Here is a 19,036-nt window from a genome sequence, read left to right as displayed (position 1 = left end):
TGCAGCTCTTCCTTTTCCTGGAATTTCACGTACTTCTGAATCATCTCGCTGTTCAGACCCACCGTGTCTACGCAGTATCCTTTGGCCCAGAAATGGTTACCCCAAAATGGCTTCTTTCTCATGTATGGAAAAACATTGAAGAGCCTGATGGCAGTACGTCCTTTCAGGACGCCCATCAACTCGGAGATCGCTAGCTTCGGCGGTACCTTCACCAACAGGTGTACATGATCTACCTGCACGTTGAGTTCCACTACCTCGCATCCCAACTGCTGGCAAAACACCATCACGCACTTGTAGACCTCCTTTCCCACCGCCCCTTTCAGGACTCGGAATCGATACTTCGGCACCCAAACCAAGTGATATTGACAATGCCAAAGAACATGCGATGCTCTTTGGAACCTGCTCATGTTTGTTTCCTTTCTTGGTGTTGTGGGGACAACTCCAAAAAGGTACTTCCATGAGCAGGCTCACGCTCTAACAGGCGAAGCCAGTTAGGCGATGACCACGTCCATAGGACGTGGTTTTCCCGCTAGTAATAAAAAAGGTTGGCCGAAGACATGCTTCGGCCAACCTTGGCAACCGACAGCACAGCTGTCCTAATCAGGCGCTGGAAGTGAGTCGCTCCGGCAGCAGGACGCCCTTCTCCAGCAGCTTCTCAAACTCCTTCGCCGGTACCGGTTTCGCCAGCAGATAGCCCTGGGCGGCATGACAGCCCTCGCGGTCGAGGAACTTCCATTGCTCGATGGTTTCCACCCCCTCCGCAATCACCGTCATGTTGAGGTTCTTGGCCATGTTGATGATGGCGCGGGCAATGGCCGAATCGTCCGCATCCATCGGAATGTCACGCACGAAGGAACGGTCGATCTTCAGCTTGTCCGCCTTGAAACGCTTGAGGTAGGACAGACTGGAGTAGCCGGTACCGAAGTCGTCGATGGAAAGCTGCAGCCCCATGCTCTTGATGCGGTCGATGGTATGGATGGTGGTTTCGACATCGTCCATGATCACGCTCTCGGTTACTTCGACATCCAGATCGCTGCCCACCAGCCCGTGCGCCGATAGCGCCCGCTGCAGGTGTACGGCCAGGTCCTGCTGCTTGAACTGCAGCGTGGACAGGTTGACCGCCAGCGAGATGCGCGGCAGCCCCTGACGGCGCCACTGCGCCAGCTGACGGCAGGCCTCCTGGATCACCCAGTTGCCGATCTGGACGATGAAACCCCGTTCCTCGGCGACCTCGATGAAACGCACCGGCCCCAGCAGGCCCAGGTCGGGGTGCTGCCAGCGGATCAACGCCTCGGCACCAATGATTTCCCCGGTCCTCAGGTCGACCTGCGGCTGGTAGTGCAGCACGAACTCGTCGCGATCCAGCGCGTAGCGCAGCTGACTCTCGATCTCGAGGATTTCCCGCGCCCGTGCATTGAGGTCGGCCGTGTAGAACTTGTAACTGTTGCGACCGGCCGATTTGGCGTGGTACATCGCGGCATCGGCGTTGCGCACCAGGGTCTCGAAGTCGCGGCCGTCATCCGGGAACACGCTGATGCCGATCGACGGTGTGATCGAAATCGAGTGGTTGAACAGCTCGACCGGCGGCTCCAGCACATCGCGGATACGTTCGGCAGCGAGTGCCGCACTACCCGGATCGGCGATCAGCGGCAACAGCACGATGAACTCATCGCCGCCCTGGCGCGCCACCACTTCACCCGTCAGCAAGGTCGAGCGAATACGCTCCGCCAGCACCTGCAGCAAGGCATCGCCCGCCGAATGGCCGAGCGACTCGTTGATGGTCTTGAAACGGTCGAGGTCGAGCAGCAACAGCGCCAGTCGTTCGTTGTCGCGCGTGGCGTTATGGATTGCCAGCTCGACCCGATCCTGGATATGGGCACGGTTCGGCAAACCGGTCAGCACGTCGAAATGTGCCAGGAACTGGATGCGTTCGTCCGCGGCCTTGCGCTCGGACAGATCGCTGAAAATCGCCACGTAATGGGTGATCTCGCCCACGGCATTGCGTACGGCACTGATTGCCAGCCATTCCGGATAGACCTCGCCGTTCTTGCGACGATTCCACAGCTCCCCCTGCCAGGAGCCATGTTCGTTGATGGCACTCCACATCGCCTCGTAGAAGGTCTCGTCGTGACGGCCGGAAGACAGCATATCCGGCTTCTGCCCCAGCACTTCCTGCTGGCCGAAGCCGGTGATATGGCTGAAGGCCTTGTTGACGCTGCGGATGCGCTTGTCGGCGTCGGTGATCATGATGCCCTCGACGGTGTTCTCGAACACCTTGGCCGCAAGCTGCATGCGCTCTTCGGCCACGCGCTTTTCGGAGATGTCGCGCACCATGCGCCATACCGCGTTGATGCGGCCGAAGGAATCCCGCATCGCCACGGTCTTGACGCTGACCGGGACCACGTTGCCGAAGCGGTTGATGTAGCTGGCCTCGAATTCATCGCAATAGCCGAAGCGCAGCACCTTGTTATCGAGGTTGAAGCGCTCCATCCCCTCGCTCTCCGGCGCGATCAGCGACCAGAAGTTCTGCAGCTTGAGTTGGTCGAGGCTGTAGCACATCAGGTTGAGGAAAGCCGGGTTGGCATCGATCACCTGGCCGTCGAGCGAACTGATCACGATACCGTCTAGGTTGGACCAGAACAGCTCGCGATACTTGTTCTCGGAACGGCGCAAGGCATCCTCAACCTCGCGCCGGCGGGCGATGTCCGACTCCAGCGCCAGGGTCTTGGCACGCAATTCGTCGATCAGGCGCTTGAGTTCAGCGCGTGTCCACTCGAGGTGGCGCCCCAGCCGGCCGATCTCATCCTTGCGCTCCCAGAGAAAAGGGGTATCGAGGTGCAATTCGGCCAGATGCGTCGCCTGCTCGGTCAGGGTGCGCATCGGCTTGAGGAAGCGGGAATGCAGGATGCCGACGATCAGCAGAATGGACAGCCCAAGTTGGGCGAACAGGATCATCAGCAGGTTCTTGAGCTGATTGCTCTGGGCTATGGTGAGGTGCTCGGTGTCGAACTCGATGGTGACTTGGCCGATTTCCTCGCCACGGTAGATGACCGGTTTCTGGACGAAGGAGACGCCGCCGATACGGCGCTCGCTACGCAGCGCGTAGAGGAAAACGGTGTTGGACTGGGTATCGGTCACCCGCACCGAAATGACGCGGCTGTCCTCCATCACCGAGGCGATCAGCGGACTGCCGGCCTGCCGGCTGAGGTTCCACAGCGGCTCCTGCATGCCCAGCGCCACGATGTCGAGCAAACGGCGCTGGTCGGTTTCCAACTGCGCCACCATGCTGTCGCGCTGCAGGCCGAACCCCAGCACGGTGATGATGGAGGCAGGAATCAGCAGACCAAGAATAACGGCAACAAGCACCACCACCCGCAGCGAAAAGCGCGAAGCCACGGTCTGGTTAACGGCTGACTGGCGCGACGATGTCATGTTTTTCTGGTCCATCAAGCTCAAGCGGGGTCAGATCCCGGTATTTAATAGTTATCGACACGTTTACCTAATTCGAGAGGGAGTATACCCCTACCCGTCGATTGCCTTGCCTGTTTCACGGGCCTACAATCCGCAGAACTTATACCAAGGATAGGCAGTTCGAGCAAAGATGACACGACCACAGTATGACATGACGGTCAGCGCGCGCTGGATGATCACCGTCGAACGCGACGGCGAAGTGCTTGAAAATCATGCCATAGCCATCAAGAATGGCAGAATCGAGGCAATAATACCAGCCAACCAATTGGCGGCGATTTCTGCCACACAACACGTCGATCTACCGCACCATGTGCTGATGCCCGGCCTGATAAATCTACACGGCCACTCGGCGATGACGCTGCTACGCGGCCTCGCCGACGACAAGGCGCTGATGGACTGGCTGAACAACCATATCTGGCCGGCCGAGGGCAAGCATGTGCACGACGACTTCGTGTTCGACGGCGCACTGATCGCGATGGCGGAAATGATCCGGGGCGGCACCACCACCATCAATGACATGTATTTCTATCATGCCGCCATGGTTCGTGCCGGGCTGGCGTCCGGCATGCGCACCTTCGTCGGCTGTTCCATCCTGGAATTCCCGACCAATTACGGCGCCAACGCCGACGATTACATCAGCAAGAGCCTGGCCGAGCGCCGCGAATTTCTCGGCGAAGAGCTGGTCACGTTCACGCTGGCACCGCATGCGCCCTACACTGTGTCCGACGACACCTTCCGCAAGGTGGCGATGCTGGCCGAGCAGGAAGACATGCTGATCCACTGCCACATCCATGAAACGGCCGACGAAGTCGAGGGCAGCGTCAAGGAACGCCAGCAACGTCCTCTGGCGCGCCTGAAGGAACTCGGCCTGTTGTCGCCGCGGCTGATCGCCGCACACATGGTGCACCTCAACGACGAGGAAATCGAGCTGGTGGCACGCCATGGCGTCTCGGTCGCCCACAACCCGGCCTCCAACATGAAGCTCGCCTCCGGCATCGCCCCGGTGAAGAAGATGCTGGACGCCGGCGTGACCGTCGGCATCGGCACCGATGGCGCCGCCTCCAACAACAAGCTCGACATGCTGGCCGACACCCGCCTGACGGCGCTACTGGCCAAGGTGGGCACGCTCGACCCGACCGCCGTCCCCGCCGCGACCGCCATCCGCATGGCCACCCTCAACGGCGCCAAGGCGCTCGGCATCGACGACAAGGTCGGCAGCATCGCGATCGGCAAGCAGGCCGACCTGATCGCCCTCGACCTGTCCGCCATCGAGACCGCCCCGGCATTCGACCCCATCTCGCACGTGGTCTACGCCGCCGGCCGCGAACAGGTAACGCACACCTGGGTCAAGGGCGAGGCTCTACTGAATAACCGCATCCTGACCACGCTGGACGAAGCCGCCCTGATGACCAAGGCCGCCGACTGGCGCAACCGTATCCTGGCAAGGTAAAACAGATGAGTAATGTTGACGAACTGGAACTGGATAAATTCAGCCAGCTGGCTCACAAGTGGTGGGACAAGGAAAGTGAATTCAAGCCGTTGCACGAGATCAATCCGCTAAGGCTCGGCTACATAGACGATCGCGCCGGACTCGCCGGCCAGACCGTGCTCGACGTCGGTTGTGGCGGTGGCATCCTGGCCGAAAGCATGGCGCTGAAAGGCGCCAGTGTCACCGGCATCGATCTCGCCAAGAAATCGTTGAAGGTCGCCCAGCTGCACAGCATCGAGTCCGGCGTCAGCGTCGATTACCGCTGCGTGGCAGTGGAGACGTTGGCCGAAGAACTACCCGGCCACTTCGACGTGGTGACCTGCATGGAAATGCTGGAGCACGTGCCGAATCCCGAGAGCGTGGTGCGCAGCTGCTCTCGCCTGGTCAAACCGGGGGGCTGGGTGTTTTTCTCCACCCTCAACCGCAACGCCAAGTCCTACCTGCTGGCCGTGCTGGCAGCCGAGTACGTTCTCGGCATGCTGCCGCGTGGCACCCACGAGTACGGCCGCTTCATCAAGCCGTCGGAGCTGGGTCGTATCGCCCGCCATGCCGGGCTCGAGATCGAGGACATCTCCGGCATGAGCTATAACCCGCTGACCCGGACCTACGCGTTGGGCAACGACACCGGCATCAACTATCTGATCGCCACCCGCCGCCCGCTCGCCTGACCCGGCAAGGCCGCTCTCACCCATGGGGTAGCAGCGGCCTTATTCTTATAGAGCGCAGACAACAAAAAACCCTTCGCCGTGCACCAGCGAAGGGTTCTTTATTAAGAAGACCAGCCCAGATTACTTCAGCTTGGTTTCTTTGTAGGTCACGTGTTTACGTGCAACGGGATCAAATTTCTTGATCTCCATCTTTTCCGGCATCGTGCGCTTGTTCTTCGTGGTGGTGTAGAAGTGGCCAGTGCCGGCGGTGGATTCCAGTTTAATCTTATCGCGCATGGTATACCTCAGTCGCTATCTTGATGAGCTGCTATCAGATCTCGCCGCGTGCGCGCAGATCGGCCAGGACAACTTCGATGCCCAGCTTGTCGATGGTACGCAGTGCAGCGTTGGATACGCGCAGACGCACCCAGCGGTTTTCGCTCTCTACCCAGAACTTGCGATATTGCAGGTTCGGCAGGAAACGACGTTTCGTCTTGTTGTTGGCGTGGGAAACATTGTTCCCGGTCATCGGACGCTTGCCGGTGACTTTGCAAACTCGCGCCATGGTTAAACTCCCAAAACCGGTAAAAGCTGGCTTTATAACATAGAAACAGGAAGATACGCAAGAAGAACCGTTGGCGCGGCACCTTGCTCTCATACCCGGAATGATTGCCGGGAATTATACCCGCATTCCACGGCGGCAGGCAGCAAAAATCGTCCGGAGTCCCCAGATGGCGCAACACCGCCTGCGCCACATGACGGTTCAACTCTCGGCGGTTTCGGGTTAAAATCCGGGATTCCGTTACAAGCGTGTTCCCATGACCAAGTACATCTTCGTCACCGGCGGCGTGGTGTCCTCCCTCGGCAAAGGCATTGCCGCGGCGTCTATCGCTGCCATCCTCGAGTCCCGTGGCCTGAAGGTCACCATGTTGAAGCTCGATCCCTACATCAACGTGGACCCGGGCACCATGAGCCCGTTCCAGCACGGCGAAGTGTTCGTCACCGAAGACGGCGCCGAAACCGACCTTGATCTTGGCCACTACGAACGCTTCATCCACGCCAAGATGAAGAAGAGCAACAACTTCACCACCGGCCAGGTGTACGAGTCCGTCATCACCAAGGAACGCCGCGGCGACTACCTCGGCGGTACCGTGCAGGTGATCCCGCACATCACGGACGAGATCAAGCACAAGGTCCACGAAGGCGCCGGCGATGCCGATGTCGCCATCGTCGAGATCGGCGGCACGGTCGGCGACATCGAATCGCTGCCCTTCCTCGAGGCCATCCGTCAGCTGCGCTCCAATCTCGGCCGCAAGAACACCTTGTACGTGCACCTGTCCTACGTGCCGTTCATCGCCGCGGCCGGCGAGATCAAGACCAAGCCGACCCAGCACTCGGTGCGTGAACTGCGCGAAATCGGCATTCAGCCTGACATCCTGCTGTGCCGCATGGACCGCGAGCTGCCGGAAGACGAGAAGCGCAAGATCGCCCTGTTCTGCAACGTCGAAGAAAACGCCGTGATCGGCTGCTACGACTCGGACAGCATCTACAAGGTGCCGAGCATGCTGCACGCGCAGGGCATCGACGACATCATCTGCGAACAGCTGCAGCTGGAACTGCCCAAGGCCGACCTGTCGGTATGGGACCGCATCGTCGACGCCATCGAGCATCCGGAACACGAAATCAACATCGCCATGGTCGGCAAGTACGTCGACCTGACCGAATCGTACAAATCGCTGTCCGAAGCGCTCAAGCACGCGGGCATCCACAGCAAGAGCCAGGTCAACATCCATTACGTCGACTCGGAAGAAGTCGAGCGTGACGGCTGCGCTGTACTGCAGGGCATGGATGCCATCCTGGTGCCGGGCGGCTTCGGCAAGCGCGGCGTCGAGGGCAAGATCAAGGCGGTCAAGTACGCCCGCGAAAACAAGATTCCCTACATGGGTATCTGCCTCGGCATGCAGATCGCACTGATCGAGTACGCCCGCGACGTGGCCGGCCTCAAGGGCGCCAACTCGACCGAATTCGACCTCGAAACCGAATACCCGGTGGTGGCACTCATCGACGAATGGGTCAACCACGACGGCAAGATCGAGAAGCGCGACGAGAACTCCAACCTGGGCGGCACCATGCGCCTGGGCGGGCAGGCCTGCGACCTGGAGCAGGGCTCGCTGGCGGCGCGCATCTACGGTGCCAATAGCATCGTCGAGCGTCATCGTCATCGCTACGAAGTGAACAATTACTACGTGCCGCGACTCGAAGAAGCTGGCCTCACCATCAGCGGCCGCTCCGCCGGCCATGAGAAACTGGTGGAAACCATCGAGATCAAGGACCATCCGTGGTTCTTCGCCTGCCAGTTCCACCCGGAATTCACCTCCACCCCGCGTGACGGCCACCCGCTGTTCATCGCTTACGTGAAGGCGGCACTGGCTCACCAGCAAGGGAAGTAAACGATGCAACTGTGCGGATTTGAAGTCGGCCTCGACCAGCCGTTTTTCCTGATTGCCGGCACCTGCGTGATCGAGAGCGAGCAGATGGCGCTCGATACCGCCGGCCAGTTGAAGGAAATCACCAGCGCGCTGGGTATCCCGTTCATCTACAAGTCGAGCTACGACAAGGCCAACCGTTCTTCGGGCAAGTCGTTCCGTGGCCTCGGCATGGACGAGGGGCTGCGCATCCTGGCAGAGGTGCGGCGCCAGATCGGCGTGCCGGTGCTGACCGATGTGCACACCGAAGCCGAGGTGCCGCACGTGGCGTCCGTGGTCGACGTGCTGCAGACGCCGGCCTTCCTGGCTCGCCAGACCGACTTCATCCGTGCTGTGGCGCAAAGCGGCAAACCGGTCAACATCAAGAAGGGCCAGTTCATGGCCCCTTCCGACATGAAGAACGTCATCGACAAGGCCCGCGACGCCGCACGCGAGGCGGGCTTGTCCGAAGACCGCTTCATGGCCTGCGAGCGCGGCGCCTCGTTCGGCTATAACAACTTGGTGTCCGACATGCGCTCGCTCGCCATCATGCGCGAGACCGGCTGCCCGGTGGTGTACGATGCGACCCACTCGGTGCAACTGCCGGGTGGCCAGGGCACGGCTTCGGGCGGGCAGCGCGAATTTGTGCCGGTACTGGCGCGCGCAGCGGTCGCCTCCGGTATCGCCGGCGTGTTCATGGAAACCCATCCCGATCCGACCAAGGCGCTGTCCGACGGCCCCAACGCCTGGCCGCTGGGCCGCATGCAGGAGCTGCTGGCCACGCTCAAGGGTATCGACGCGCTGGTCAAAGCAGGCCCGCTGCCAGAACAATCCCTGTAACCATTTGACTACATTTCGGCCAACCATTACGGTTGGCCGAAGCATTTGCTTGACTAAACACACCTAGAACAAAGGGAACAGACATGAGTTCGATCATCGATGTGGTCGCCCGCGAGATTCTCGATTCGCGCGGCAATCCGACGGTTGAGGCCGACGTGCTGCTGGAATCGGGCGTGATGGGCCGTGCCGCCGTGCCGTCCGGCGCCTCCACCGGCGAGAAGGAAGCACTGGAACTGCGTGACGGCGACAAGAGCCGCTACCTGGGCAAAGGCGTGCTCAAGGCCGTGGAAAACATCAACACCGAGATCTGCGAAGCCATCATCGGTCTGGATGCCGCCGACCAGGCCTTCATCGACAAGACCATGATCGAACTCGACGGCACCGAGAACAAAGGCCGCCTGGGCGCCAACGCCATGCTGGCCGTGTCGATGGCCGTGGCCCGTGCCGCCGCCGAAGACGCCGGGCTGCCGCTCTACCGCTACCTCGGCGGCGCCGGCCCGATGGCCCTGCCGGTCCCGATGATGAACGTCATCAACGGTGGCGCGCACGCCAACAACACCCTGGACATCCAGGAATTCATGATCATGCCGGTAGGTGCTCCGACCTTCCGCGAGGCCCTGCGCTGTGGCGCCGAGATCTTCCACTCGCTGAAGAAGCTGTGCGATCAGAAGGGCTACTCGACCACCGTTGGTGACGAAGGCGGTTTCGCTCCGAACCTGGCCACCCACGAAGACGCCATCAAGCTGATCCTCGACGCCATTGACGCCGCCGGCTACGTGGCCGGCCAGGACGTGATGCTGGCACTGGACTGCGCTTCGTCCGAGTTCTACAAGGACGGCCAGTACCACCTGTCCGCCGAAGGCCTGTCGCTCAGCTCCGAGCAGTTTGTCGACTACCTGGAAACGCTGGCCAACAACTACCCGATCATCTCGATCGAAGATGGCATGAGCGAGCACGACTGGGACGGCTGGAAGATCCTGACCGAACGCTTGGGCAAGCGCGTACAGCTGGTCGGCGACGACCTGTTCGTGACCAACCCGACCATCCTGGCCGAAGGCATCCAGCAGGGCCTCGCCAACTCGCTGCTGGTCAAGGTCAACCAGATCGGCACCCTGAGCGAAACCCTGAAGGCCGTCGATCTCGCCAAGCGCTCCGGCTACACCAGCGTACTGAGCCACCGTTCGGGCGAAACCGAGGACAGCACCATCGCCGACCTGGCCGTGGCTACCAACTGCATGCAGATCAAGACCGGTTCGCTGTCGCGTTCCGACCGCATGGCCAAGTACAACCAGCTGCTGCGCATCGAAGAAGAGCTGGGCGACGCCGCCTACTACCCGGGCCGTTCGGCCTTCTACCATCTGAAGTGATTCCATGCGCTGGCTGACCCTGGTCCTGGTCGTCCTGATCACTACCCTGCAATGGCCGTTATGGTTCGGCAAGGGCAGCTGGCTCAGGGTCTGGCAGCTGGACAAACAACTTCAGGAACAGCGTGCGGTCAACCAGACCTTGATCGCACGCAATGCCGCCCTCGATGCCGAAGTCGGTGACCTCAAACGAGGTACCGACGCCATCGAGGAGCGCGCGCGCAATGAACTTGGCATGATCCGCCAAGGTGAGGTATTTTTCCAACTGCTGGACCCGTCAGGCAAATCGCCCCCCTGAGAATGGCAAATGTCACAGGTTCATGCATCCATGATCACCACTAATGATGGCCGGCTATAAAAGCTCCAGGATCTGGGCAATGACAACAAACAACCCCATCGAAGTCGCCCGTGAAACGCTAAAACAGCTCAGCACGCGCAAACTGCTGCCCACTCCGGAAAACTACGAGCGAGTCTACCAGGAGCTCACCAAAGCCCCCATCGATAGGGAAAACAAGTTAGCCACGCAACTATTGCGGGCACTGGAAACCCTGCCCAACGACAACGTTGCAGCCAAGACCATGCTGCAACGCCTGCAACTGCTCATCAAAGCCTCCCACTGGGAACAAGTGCCCCAGCTGGTGATCGATTTTGCCCGGCAGAGCCAGACGACCCAGCAACTCGCCCAGGAATGGGGCATCCTGATCGAGAACCTGATCAAGAGCTGGGATCTCCGTCAGGCCGACTTTCCGCAGCACTTCAAGCAAGCCGGGCTGGAACGTTTGCTGATCACCTACGGCAAGCAGCCGCAGGAACTCAACAAGAAACTGAGTTCGCTGATCCAGACCTGGAACACCCCGCTGCGAGAGCGCGACTTGGCACAGGAAGAAGCGCACTCGTCCGATGAGCCTACGGCCGTCGTGGAACTGCCTGCCAGCTGGGGTACCTGGCAGCGCGTTCTGTGCTTCGCGCTGAAACACGGACTGGAACCACGCCTGCTGCCCTACCCCGATCTGGTACTGAATCTCGAGGCCATGATCGGCGAGGTGGAGAGCCTGGCCGACGAGGCGGCGCTCAACAGCCTGCTGCCGCGGCTGCGCGCCTTCATGATCAAGGTGGAACTCTACACCCAGCAGGAAGGACGCCTGGTCACCGGGCTGTCGAACCTGCTCAAACTGTTGCTCGACAATATCGCCGAGGTCAACCGCTCCGACAGCTACATGGTCGGTCAGATCGCCACGCTGCAGGAGGTGCTGTCGCAAGAACCCTTGTCGATGCAGCAGATCTACCAGCTGGAAACCAGCCTGAAGGAAGTCATCCGCAAGCAGGGTGCGCTGAAGAACTCGCTCGACGAGGCGGCCAGCTCGCTGCGCAATCTGCTGGATCGCTTCGTGTCGCGGCTTGCCAGCATGACCGACAGCACCGACGAGTTTCACAGCAAGATCAGCACACACAGCACGCGGCTCAGGCAGATCCAGAACGTCGAAGAACTCACCCCCATCATCAGTTCGCTGATGGAAGACACCTCGACGATGCAGCTCAACCTGGTCAGGTCGCGTGACGAGCTGCTGTCCTCTCGCGAACAGGTCGAATCCGCCGAGCAACGCATCAAGGAACTGGAAGTCGCACTGGAGGCGGCCAGCGCCAAGGTGAAGGAAGACCAGCTGACCGGCGCCTACAACCGGCGCGGCCTGGCCGAACACTTCCAGCGCGAAATCAGCCGCGCCGAGCGAACCAACAGCCCGTTGTGCGTAGCGCTGATCGATGTCGACAACTTCAAGCAACTGAACGACCACTATGGCCACCTGACCGGCGACGACGCGCTGAAACACCTGGTCAACGTCACCCGCCACACCATGCGCCCTTCGGATATCGTGGCGCGTTTCGGTGGCGAAGAGTTCGTCATTCTGCTGCCGGACACTCCCGCGCCGGAAGCCATCCAGGCCATTCAGCGGTTGCAGCGAGAGCTGACCAAGACCTTCTTCCTGGCCAATAACGACCGCTTGCTGATTACCTTCAGTGCCGGGGTCGCCAAATGGCATCTGGGCGAGCGCGATACCGACGTGATCGAACGGGCCGACCAGGCCATGTACCAGGCCAAGATCACCGGCAAGAACCGGGTCTGCTCCGCAGAGGCGGAAGAATCCCCTGCCGCGACCTGATGGCATTCAGCCAAGTAAAAACGGCCCAAATGGGCCGTTTTTACGTTGGGGCTCACTCTGCCACCGGGCCACCGCCCTTCTTCATGGCCTTTCCAGCCTCGGCGCGACGCCGGCGCACCTCCTTGGGGTCGGCAATCAGGGGACGGTAGATCTCCACCCGATCATGCGCACGCAGGACGAAATCCTCCTTCACCGCCTTGCCGAACACCCCCAATTGGAGATGGGCCAGGTCGATCTCGGGGAACTGCCCGGCGATACCCGACAGTTCCACCGCTTGACGTGCCGTGGTGCCTGCCGCAACGGTCAGCGCGATGATCTGCTGGCGCTCGCGCCGCGCGTACGTGACTTCAATCTCGATGGTATTAGTCATCGCCGTAAATCCGGTCTGCTTCCTTGATGAAGGCATCCACCAGCGAACCGGAGATATGGCCAAATACCGGTCCGATCAGTTTTTCCAGCAGATGACTGGAAAAGCGGTAGGTGAGGCGGAACTCGATCTTGCAGCCGATCTCGCCCAGCGGGTGGAAATGCCATCGTCCCTGCAGATGCTCGAATGGCCCCTCGACCAGTTCCATGCTGATCGTCTCGCCATCGACATTGACATTGCGGGTGGTGAAATGCTGGCGAATCCTCAGATAGTCGATATGCAGACTGGCCACCAGCTGGTTGCCCACACGTTCATGAACCTCGGCCTTGCCGCACCAGGGCAGGAAGCGGGGATAGTGCTCGACATCGTCCACCAAGGCAAACATCTGTTCTACCGTATGGGGCACCAGGACATTCTTTTCGACAACCAGCATGGCAAGGGAAAACGCAAAAGGAGTAAAGGTACACCAAGCGCGCCTCCCCCGCCATGTCCGAGTTGGACGCAGCCAGGCCCAACGGAGCCAAACCGCTGAAATGACTCGACTTTAGCGATGGCACCGGTATCTGTTAGAATACCGGATTCTCTTACCCACACATGCCCATGAGCATCATCGACAACCGCAAGGCCTACCACGATTATTTCATCGAGGAAAAGCTCGAGGCCGGCCTCGTGCTGGAAGGCTGGGAAGTCAAGGCGATCCGGGCCGGCCGGGTGCAGCTCAAGGAGAGCTACGTCATCTGGAAGAATGGCGCCTTCTGGCTGTTTGGCTGCCATATCTCGCCGCTGCAGTCCGCCTCGACCCACGTCAAGCCAGACCCGACGCGCAACCGCAAGCTGCTGCTGAACCAGGCCCAGATCAACAAGTTCATCGGCAAGGTCGAGCGAGCCGGCTACACCATGGTCGCCCTCGACCTGCACTACACCAAGGGCATGATCAAGGCTGAAATCGGGCTGGCCAAGGGCAAGAAGCTGCATGACAAGCGCGACAGCGCCAAGGAACGCGAACTCGACCGCGAGAAGCAGCGTTTCCTGCGAGACCGGGGGTAGGCCATGAAAACCAGTGTTTCGCTACCGATCGTACTGATCACGCTGGGCTCGCTGTGGTTTCTGAAGAGCACCTACCTGCTGCCCGAAACCTCAACCCTGCTCGCCCTGTTGCTGACGACGGCAGGGGTTATCCTGTTCATCATCGACGGCTTCAACAAGTCGTCGCTGGTCACCGGCCCGATGCTGATGTACGGCGGCGCCGCAGTTTACCTGTACGACTCGGCCGGCCTGCGCCTGAGCCACGTGCTGTCGCTGGGCATGGTATTGATGGGAATCCTGCTGCTGTTGGCGCGCAGCGACCGCATCCCGGAGCGCAGCCAGCGCCAGCGTGTACCGGAACGACAGCTCAATGGCGACGGGCGTTGAGCCGGTACTGACATCTATTAGACGATTGAGGGCCGCAAGGCCCGTTCTCCATTATCAAGGATAGGCATGGACAAGATCCTCATTCTCGACTTCGGCTCCCAGGTGAGTCAGCTCATCGCCCGCCGCGTTCGCGAGGCCCACGTGTATTGCGAACTGCATCCGTTCGACATGCCGATCGACGAGATCCGCGCGTTCAATCCGAAGGCCATTATCCTGTCCGGCGGTCCGAACTCGGTGTACGAGTCCGACTACCAGGCCGACCCGAAAGTCTTCGAACTGGGCGTGCCGGTGCTGGGCATCTGCTACGGCATGCAGTTCATGGCCCAGACCCTGGGTGGCAAGGTGGAAGCCGGCGACAAGCGCGAATTCGGCTACGCCGAGATCAAGGCACGCCACCACTCCAAGGTCTTCGAAGGCCTGCAGGACCGCATCGACGACGCCGGCAACGGCTACCTCGACGTCTGGATGAGCCACGGCGACAAGGTGGTGGAGTTGCCGGCCGGCTTCCATGTCATCGCCGAGACCCCGTCCTGCCCGGTCGCCGCCATGGCCGACGAGGACCGCGGCTTCTACGCCGTCCAGTTCCACCCGGAAGTGACCCACACCAAGCGCGGCACCGAGATGCTGCACCGCTTCGTGCTGCACGTGGCCGGCGCCAAGCCGTCCTGGACCATGCCGAACTACATCGAGGAAGCGATCCAGAAGATCCGCGAGCAGGTGGGCGACGAAGAAGTCATCCTCGGCCTGTCCGGCGGCGTTGACTCCTCGGTGGCGGCGGCGCTGATCCACCGCGCCATCGGCGAGCAGCTGACCTGCGTCTTCGTCGACCACGGTCTGCTGCGCCTGAACGAAGGCAAGATGGTCATGGAGATGTTTGCGCAGAACCTCGGCGTGAAGGTGATCCACGTCGATGCCACCGCGCAGTTCATGGGCAAGCTGGCTGGCGAGACCGACCCGGAGAAAAAGCGCAAGATCATCGGCGCCGAATTCGTGGAAGTGTTCCAGCGCGAGTCCGGCAAGCTCACCAACGCCAAGTGGCTGGCACAGGGCACCATCTACCCGGACGTGATCGAATCCGCCGGCGCCAAGACCAAGAAGGCGCACGCGATCAAGAGCCACCACAATGTGGGCGGCCTGCCGGAAGACATGAACCTGAAGCTCTTGGAGCCGCTGCGCGACCTGTTCAAGGACGAAGTGCGCCAGTTGGGCGTGGCGCTCGGTCTGCCGCATGACATGGTGTACCGCCACCCGTTCCCGGGCCCAGGCCTGGGTGTGCGCATCCTCGGCGAAGTGAAGATGGAATACGCCGACTTGCTGCGCCGCGCCGATGCCATCTTCATCGAAGAGCTGCGCAACACCGTCGACGAGAAGACCGGCAAGAACTGGTACGACCTCACCAGCCAGGCTTTCGCCGTGTTCCTGCCGGTGAAGTCGGTGGGCGTGATGGGCGACGGCCGCACCTACGACTACGTCGTGGCATTGCGCGCAGTGATCACCAGCGACTTCATGACCGCGCACTGGGCGGAACTGCCGTATAGCCTGCTGGGCAAGGTGTCCAACCGCATCATCAACGAAGTGCGCGGCCTCAACCGCGTGGTCTACGATGTGAGCGGCAAGCCGCCGGCAACCATCGAGTGGGAATAAGCCCTCTCCCTTTGCAGCATGAACACCATGGCCCTGCCTTTGCGCAGGGCTTTTTCTTGCCTGTTGGCCGACAACATCGGTGATGTTATCGTCCCCCAACCGCTTGGACTCGACGCCTGATGTCATAGACTGTTAGGGTAATCGCATGTTTCCATGCTGAAGGGAGTGGCGGAACCGCCACTTCCCTCCTCTTCCCGTTTCACCACGCACCAGGAGGATCACCATGAACGAGCAAACGTTTGCCGCCGAGAAGGAACAATTGCTGCAGGATGTTCGCCACGTCCTGTCCAGCACCGAGGATTTGCTTTCGGCGGCCGGAGAAGAAGGTGGCGAGAAGGCCCAACAGCTGCGTCAGCGCTTGGCCGACAAGCTGAAGGAAGCCAAGGCAAAACTGACCGAGGCCGAGCAGGTGGTGGTAGGCAAGGCCAAAGTGGCAGCCAAGGCGACCGACCAGTACGTGCACGAGAACCCGTGGAAGTCGATCGGCATCGCTGCCGTGCTCGGTTTCCTGCTGGGCCTGCTGGTTTCCCGCCGCTGAGCCGGTCCATCCCGATGCCGGAACATACTCCGACACCGCCCCGCCCGGGCTCGCTGCGCTCGATTTTGGACGGTTTTGTGGCGTTGGCGCTGACGCGGTCCGAACTGTTCACCCTCGAGGCCCAGGAGCAGAAAGAACAGCTGCTGCACAACACCCTGATCGGGGCGGCGGCGCTGATCTTCCTGCTCATCGGCCTGCTGGCCGCGCTACTGTTCGTGGTGCTGCTCACCCCGCCAGCCTGGCGCGTGACGATGCTGGGGCTGCTTACCCTGCTGTTTGCCACGCTGGGTTTCGGCGCCTTGCTGCTCTTGCTGCGCCGCCTGCGGCGACAATCGGCGCCGTTTGCCACAACCCTGGCCGCGGTGCGTCAGGACTGGAAAACCCTGAGTGGACGCGAGTAGGCCATGACCCCGCAAGAACGCGCGCTGAAAAAAGAACTGCTGCTGATGAAGGGCGAGGCGCTGCGTCTGAAGCTGCGCATGGAGCTGAAAGCCATCAAGCGGCCGATGAGTCTGACTGGAGAAGGCTGGCACGCCTGGGGCAGCCTGCGACGGCTCGGCCCGGTGTTCGGCGCGCTGGGCGGCGTGCTTCCCAGTAAGCGCCTGCGCCGGCTGCTGCTGGGTGGCGCCCGGGCCTTTGTGCTGTGGCAAGCGGCGCGCAAGCTCTGGTCGCGCCTGTGAGCCGCCGGGCGCTGGCGTTATAATCGGCGCCATGACGGCTCTCAGTTCGCCCCCCCTTCCCCCCAATACCCTCTCCCATCTGGCCGCGCTGGGCATCACCAGCCGCGACGCGCTGCGTGCGCAGGGGGTGGTGCATGTCTTCCTACTGCTGAAGGCGGCCGGCCATACCGTGACGCAGCGCCTGCTGTTCGCGCTGGAGGCGGCGGCGCGCGGCGTGCATTGGCAGGAACTCGATGACACCGATCGTGCCCAATTGCTACGGGTGCTGCACGACCATCCGCCAGTACGCCTGCCACCGTCAGCGGCCGAGGCGGCACGTTTCATGGCCGAGGCGATCGGCCTGGCCGAGGCCGCCGCGGCGCAAGGTGAGGTACCAGTTGGCGCAGTGGTGGTCCATGAGGGCAGCATCATCGGCCGCGGTTTCAACCGCCCGGTATCGAGCCATGATCCATCCGCTCACGCCGAGATGGTGGCGTTGCGCGAGGCCGCCGCGGCGCTCGGCAATTACCGCCTGAACGGCTGCGACCTGTACGTGACGTTGGAGCCTTGCCCGATGTGCGGGGGGGCGATCCTGCACAGCCGGCTCGACCGGGTGATCTACGGCGCCACCGACCCCAAGATCGGCGCCGCCGGCAGCGTGTTGAACCTGTTCAATGAACGCGCCCTGAATCACCAGACGGCGCTATTCGGCGGGGTGGAAGCAGAGGCCTGCGGCCGGCTGCTGAGCGAGTTTTTCCGGCAGCGCCGTGCTGCCGGCTGAGCATGAAGGAAACGATGAAGATTCGTGTTTCAATCGCCGAACAGGCGCTGACACTGCGGGACGACGACGGCCGTGTGCTGCGCCGCTACCCGGTATCCACCGCCGCCTTGGGGGCGGGCGAGCGCAGCGGCAGCTATCAGACGCCGCGCGGGCGCCACATCGTGCGCGCCAAGATCGGCGCCGGCATGCCCGTCGGGGCAGTGTTCAAGGCGCGCCGCTGGACCGGGGAAATCTGCACGGCAGAGGCCTACGCGGCCCAACCCGAACGCGATTGGATCCTGAGCCGCATCCTGTGGCTATCCGGGCTCGAGCCGGGGCGCAACCGTCTTGGGCAGGTCGATACCATGCGCCGTTACATCTATCTGCACGGCACACCGGATCAGATCGAGCTGGGCCATCCCGGCTCGCACGGCTGCGTGCGCATGCGTAACAGCGACATCATCGAACTGTTCGATCTGGTGCCGTGCGGGACCCCTGTGGAGATCGTCGAGCATGAGCCGGCTTAAGCTGGTTGCGGCCGCCGGCCTGGCATTGGCGTCGGCCCTGCTGCAGGCGGCCGAGGGCGAGAACACCCCGCCGCTGCCCGCCGAGGCCAGCCTCATCCTGGCGCAGCAAACCGCCGGCCCGCTGCTGCCCACTCATCCCAACCCGCAGCAGTACGGCAAGCCGTGGATCGTGGTCGGGGTGAAATCGCAATCGCTGACCTTCTACGACGGCTGGGGTCTGATGCAGCACCGTTATAGCGTGTCCACCGCCCGAAATGGCGTCGGCGAGCTGGCCAACAGTTTCATGACGCCGCGTGGCTGGCATCGGGTGTGTGAAAAAATCGGCGATGGCGCCGAGGAGAACACCATCATCTTCCGGCGCCAGATCACGCAGTGGAAATACACGCCGACACTGCACGCGCAATACCCCGAGAAGGACTGGATCCTGACGCGCATCCTGTGGCTGTGCGGCATGGAGCCGGGCAAGAATCAGGGTGGCGACGTCGACAGTTACGACCGCGCCATCTACATCCACGGTGCCGGCGAGCACGTCGCCTTCGGCACCCCGACCTCACTCGGCTGCGTGCGCATGCGCAACCCCGATGTCGTCGAGCTGTTCCAGCAGGCCGAACTTGGCACCGACGTGCTGATCGACGAAAACGGCTGACCCCCCTTGCGCCAGCCGCCCCAGGTTGGCCGAAGCCCTTTATCCCC

Annotated in this window: 22 protein-coding genes; 16 read left to right on the top strand and 6 right to left on the bottom strand. The window is 61.6% G+C overall.

Annotated elements, in window-relative coordinates; genetic code table 11:
• Window positions 1–407: IS200/IS605 family transposase (tnpA, locus tag B9N72_RS03210; RefSeq protein ID WP_085274993.1), on the bottom strand; the 407-nt coding region annotated here is incomplete at its 3' end.
• A gap of 193 nt (window positions 408–600) precedes the next feature.
• Complete coding sequence (locus B9N72_RS03205; RefSeq protein ID WP_085275002.1) at window positions 601–3,432, bottom strand: EAL domain-containing protein; 2,832 nt, start codon at window positions 3,430–3,432, stop codon at window positions 601–603.
• A 169-nt stretch (window positions 3,433–3,601) separates the two neighbouring features.
• Here B9N72_RS03205 and B9N72_RS03200 point away from each other — a divergent pair, with 169 nt between their 5' ends.
• Window positions 3,602–4,921: a TRZ/ATZ family hydrolase gene (locus tag B9N72_RS03200; protein WP_085274992.1), complete on the top strand. Its 1,320-nt coding sequence runs from the start codon at window positions 3,602–3,604 to the stop codon at window positions 4,919–4,921.
• 5 nt (window positions 4,922–4,926) lie between these two features.
• Window positions 4,927–5,628, top strand: a complete 702-nt coding sequence (ubiG, locus tag B9N72_RS03195; RefSeq protein WP_085274991.1) for a bifunctional 2-polyprenyl-6-hydroxyphenol methylase/3-demethylubiquinol 3-O-methyltransferase UbiG — start codon at window positions 4,927–4,929, stop codon at window positions 5,626–5,628.
• Window positions 5,629–5,748: 120 nt separating this feature from the next.
• Here the strand turns inward: ubiG and rpmG are convergent, their stop codons facing one another.
• Both rpmG and rpmB read right to left on the bottom strand, forming a co-directional pair.
• The gene (gene rpmG, locus B9N72_RS03190) at window positions 5,749–5,904 is read right to left on the bottom strand and encodes a 50S ribosomal protein L33 (protein ID WP_008953150.1); all 156 of its coding nucleotides are present in this window, start codon (window positions 5,902–5,904) and stop codon (window positions 5,749–5,751) included.
• A 34-nt stretch (window positions 5,905–5,938) separates the two neighbouring features.
• The gene (gene rpmB / locus B9N72_RS03185; protein WP_008953151.1) at window positions 5,939–6,172 is read right to left on the bottom strand and encodes a 50S ribosomal protein L28; all 234 of its coding nucleotides are present in this window, start codon (window positions 6,170–6,172) and stop codon (window positions 5,939–5,941) included.
• A gap of 253 nt (window positions 6,173–6,425) precedes the next feature.
• Between rpmB and B9N72_RS03180 the strand changes: the two genes are divergently transcribed.
• From B9N72_RS03180 to B9N72_RS03160, 5 genes are all read left to right on the top strand, one after another.
• On the top strand, window positions 6,426–8,057 hold the full coding sequence (locus tag B9N72_RS03180; RefSeq protein WP_085274990.1) for a CTP synthase: 1,632 nt from the start codon (window positions 6,426–6,428) through the stop codon (window positions 8,055–8,057).
• Between the two features lie 3 nt (window positions 8,058–8,060).
• Window positions 8,061–8,912, top strand: a complete 852-nt coding sequence (gene kdsA / locus B9N72_RS03175; RefSeq protein WP_085274989.1) for a 3-deoxy-8-phosphooctulonate synthase — start codon at window positions 8,061–8,063, stop codon at window positions 8,910–8,912.
• Between the two features lie 83 nt (window positions 8,913–8,995).
• On the top strand, window positions 8,996–10,279 hold the full coding sequence (gene eno / locus B9N72_RS03170; protein ID WP_085274988.1) for a phosphopyruvate hydratase: 1,284 nt from the start codon (window positions 8,996–8,998) through the stop codon (window positions 10,277–10,279).
• A gap of 4 nt (window positions 10,280–10,283) precedes the next feature.
• Window positions 10,284–10,574, top strand: a complete 291-nt coding sequence (ftsB, locus tag B9N72_RS03165) for a cell division protein FtsB (protein WP_085274987.1) — start codon at window positions 10,284–10,286, stop codon at window positions 10,572–10,574.
• Between the two features lie 79 nt (window positions 10,575–10,653).
• Window positions 10,654–12,435, top strand: coding sequence for a GGDEF domain-containing protein (locus tag B9N72_RS03160; RefSeq protein WP_085274986.1), 1,782 nt, complete (start codon window positions 10,654–10,656; stop codon window positions 12,433–12,435).
• A gap of 52 nt (window positions 12,436–12,487) precedes the next feature.
• Here B9N72_RS03160 and B9N72_RS03155 read toward each other — a convergent pair whose 3' ends face one another.
• Window positions 12,488–12,805 carry an RnfH family protein gene (locus B9N72_RS03155; protein ID WP_085274985.1) on the bottom strand — a complete coding sequence of 106 codons (318 nt, stop codon included), beginning with the start codon at window positions 12,803–12,805 and terminating at the stop codon, window positions 12,488–12,490.
• Window positions 12,798–13,235: a type II toxin-antitoxin system RatA family toxin gene (locus B9N72_RS03150; protein WP_085274984.1), complete on the bottom strand. Its 438-nt coding sequence runs from the start codon at window positions 13,233–13,235 to the stop codon at window positions 12,798–12,800. Before B9N72_RS03150 ends, B9N72_RS03155 begins: the two co-directional genes overlap by 8 nt.
• A 167-nt stretch (window positions 13,236–13,402) precedes the next feature.
• Between B9N72_RS03150 and smpB the strand changes: the two genes are divergently transcribed.
• From smpB to B9N72_RS03105, 9 genes are all read left to right on the top strand, one after another.
• Window positions 13,403–13,849 carry an SsrA-binding protein SmpB gene (smpB, locus tag B9N72_RS03145; protein ID WP_008953159.1) on the top strand — a complete coding sequence of 149 codons (447 nt, stop codon included), beginning with the start codon at window positions 13,403–13,405 and terminating at the stop codon, window positions 13,847–13,849.
• A 3-nt stretch (window positions 13,850–13,852) separates the two neighbouring features.
• A complete protein-coding gene (locus tag B9N72_RS03140) occupies window positions 13,853–14,215 on the top strand; it encodes a hypothetical protein (RefSeq protein WP_085274983.1) in 363 nt (120 codons plus the stop codon).
• Window positions 14,216–14,275: 60 nt separating this feature from the next.
• Window positions 14,276–15,859, top strand: coding sequence for a glutamine-hydrolyzing GMP synthase (gene guaA / locus B9N72_RS03135; RefSeq protein ID WP_143477730.1), 1,584 nt, complete (start codon window positions 14,276–14,278; stop codon window positions 15,857–15,859).
• 223 nt (window positions 15,860–16,082) lie between these two features.
• Entirely contained in the window at window positions 16,083–16,397 is a 315-nt protein-coding gene (locus B9N72_RS03130) for an ElaB/YgaM/YqjD family protein (RefSeq protein ID WP_085274981.1), read from the top strand.
• 14 nt (window positions 16,398–16,411) lie between these two features.
• A complete protein-coding gene (locus tag B9N72_RS03125; RefSeq protein ID WP_085274980.1) occupies window positions 16,412–16,798 on the top strand; it encodes a phage holin family protein in 387 nt (128 codons plus the stop codon).
• A 3-nt stretch (window positions 16,799–16,801) separates the two neighbouring features.
• Window positions 16,802–17,077, top strand: a complete 276-nt coding sequence (locus B9N72_RS03120; RefSeq protein WP_085274979.1) for a hypothetical protein — start codon at window positions 16,802–16,804, stop codon at window positions 17,075–17,077.
• Window positions 17,078–17,108: 31 nt separating this feature from the next.
• Window positions 17,109–17,837, top strand: coding sequence for a tRNA adenosine(34) deaminase TadA (tadA, locus tag B9N72_RS03115; protein ID WP_085274978.1), 729 nt, complete (start codon window positions 17,109–17,111; stop codon window positions 17,835–17,837).
• A 14-nt stretch (window positions 17,838–17,851) separates the two neighbouring features.
• Window positions 17,852–18,343, top strand: a complete 492-nt coding sequence (locus B9N72_RS03110; protein WP_085274977.1) for a L,D-transpeptidase — start codon at window positions 17,852–17,854, stop codon at window positions 18,341–18,343.
• Window positions 18,330–18,989, top strand: a complete 660-nt coding sequence (locus B9N72_RS03105; RefSeq protein ID WP_085274976.1) for a L,D-transpeptidase — start codon at window positions 18,330–18,332, stop codon at window positions 18,987–18,989. The genes B9N72_RS03110 and B9N72_RS03105 overlap by 14 nt, the downstream gene beginning before the upstream one ends.
• The last annotated feature ends 47 nt before the right edge of the window (window positions 18,990–19,036 follow it).

Source organism: Pseudogulbenkiania subflava DSM 22618, assembly GCF_900177275.1.
In the GTDB taxonomy this organism is placed as follows: Bacteria; Pseudomonadota; Gammaproteobacteria; order Burkholderiales; family Chromobacteriaceae; genus Pseudogulbenkiania; species Pseudogulbenkiania subflava.
Note: the sequence above shows the minus strand (reverse complement) of the source record. Positions and strands in the feature narration are given on the sequence as shown.

Excerpts from the sequence above, each read along its gene's own strand:
- smpB (WP_008953159.1), top strand. The coding sequence starts at position 13,403 with ATGAGCATCATCGACAACCGCAAGGCCTACCACGATTATTTCATCGAG.
- ubiG (WP_085274991.1), top strand. The coding sequence starts at position 4,927 with ATGAGTAATGTTGACGAACTGGAACTGGATAAATTCAGCCAGCTGGCT.
- B9N72_RS03205 (WP_085275002.1), bottom strand. The coding sequence starts at position 3,432 with ATGACATCGTCGCGCCAGTCAGCCGTTAACCAGACCGTGGCTTCGCGC.
- B9N72_RS03180 (WP_085274990.1), top strand. The coding sequence starts at position 6,426 with ATGACCAAGTACATCTTCGTCACCGGCGGCGTGGTGTCCTCCCTCGGC.
- B9N72_RS03155 (WP_085274985.1), bottom strand. The coding sequence starts at position 12,805 with ATGACTAATACCATCGAGATTGAAGTCACGTACGCGCGGCGCGAGCGC.
- B9N72_RS03200 (WP_085274992.1), top strand. The coding sequence starts at position 3,602 with ATGACACGACCACAGTATGACATGACGGTCAGCGCGCGCTGGATGATC.
- B9N72_RS03125 (WP_085274980.1), top strand. The coding sequence starts at position 16,412 with ATGCCGGAACATACTCCGACACCGCCCCGCCCGGGCTCGCTGCGCTCG.
- rpmB (WP_008953151.1), bottom strand. The coding sequence starts at position 6,172 with ATGGCGCGAGTTTGCAAAGTCACCGGCAAGCGTCCGATGACCGGGAAC.
- ftsB (WP_085274987.1), top strand. The coding sequence starts at position 10,284 with ATGCGCTGGCTGACCCTGGTCCTGGTCGTCCTGATCACTACCCTGCAA.
- B9N72_RS03140 (WP_085274983.1), top strand. The coding sequence starts at position 13,853 with ATGAAAACCAGTGTTTCGCTACCGATCGTACTGATCACGCTGGGCTCG.
- tadA (WP_085274978.1), top strand. The coding sequence starts at position 17,109 with ATGACGGCTCTCAGTTCGCCCCCCCTTCCCCCCAATACCCTCTCCCAT.
- B9N72_RS03105 (WP_085274976.1), top strand. The coding sequence starts at position 18,330 with ATGAGCCGGCTTAAGCTGGTTGCGGCCGCCGGCCTGGCATTGGCGTCG.
- B9N72_RS03110 (WP_085274977.1), top strand. The coding sequence starts at position 17,852 with ATGAAGATTCGTGTTTCAATCGCCGAACAGGCGCTGACACTGCGGGAC.
- kdsA (WP_085274989.1), top strand. The coding sequence starts at position 8,061 with ATGCAACTGTGCGGATTTGAAGTCGGCCTCGACCAGCCGTTTTTCCTG.
- B9N72_RS03120 (WP_085274979.1), top strand. The coding sequence starts at position 16,802 with ATGACCCCGCAAGAACGCGCGCTGAAAAAAGAACTGCTGCTGATGAAG.
- rpmG (WP_008953150.1), bottom strand. The coding sequence starts at position 5,904 with ATGCGCGATAAGATTAAACTGGAATCCACCGCCGGCACTGGCCACTTC.
- eno (WP_085274988.1), top strand. The coding sequence starts at position 8,996 with ATGAGTTCGATCATCGATGTGGTCGCCCGCGAGATTCTCGATTCGCGC.
- B9N72_RS03160 (WP_085274986.1), top strand. The coding sequence starts at position 10,654 with ATGACAACAAACAACCCCATCGAAGTCGCCCGTGAAACGCTAAAACAG.
- B9N72_RS03130 (WP_085274981.1), top strand. The coding sequence starts at position 16,083 with ATGAACGAGCAAACGTTTGCCGCCGAGAAGGAACAATTGCTGCAGGAT.
- B9N72_RS03150 (WP_085274984.1), bottom strand. The coding sequence starts at position 13,235 with ATGCTGGTTGTCGAAAAGAATGTCCTGGTGCCCCATACGGTAGAACAG.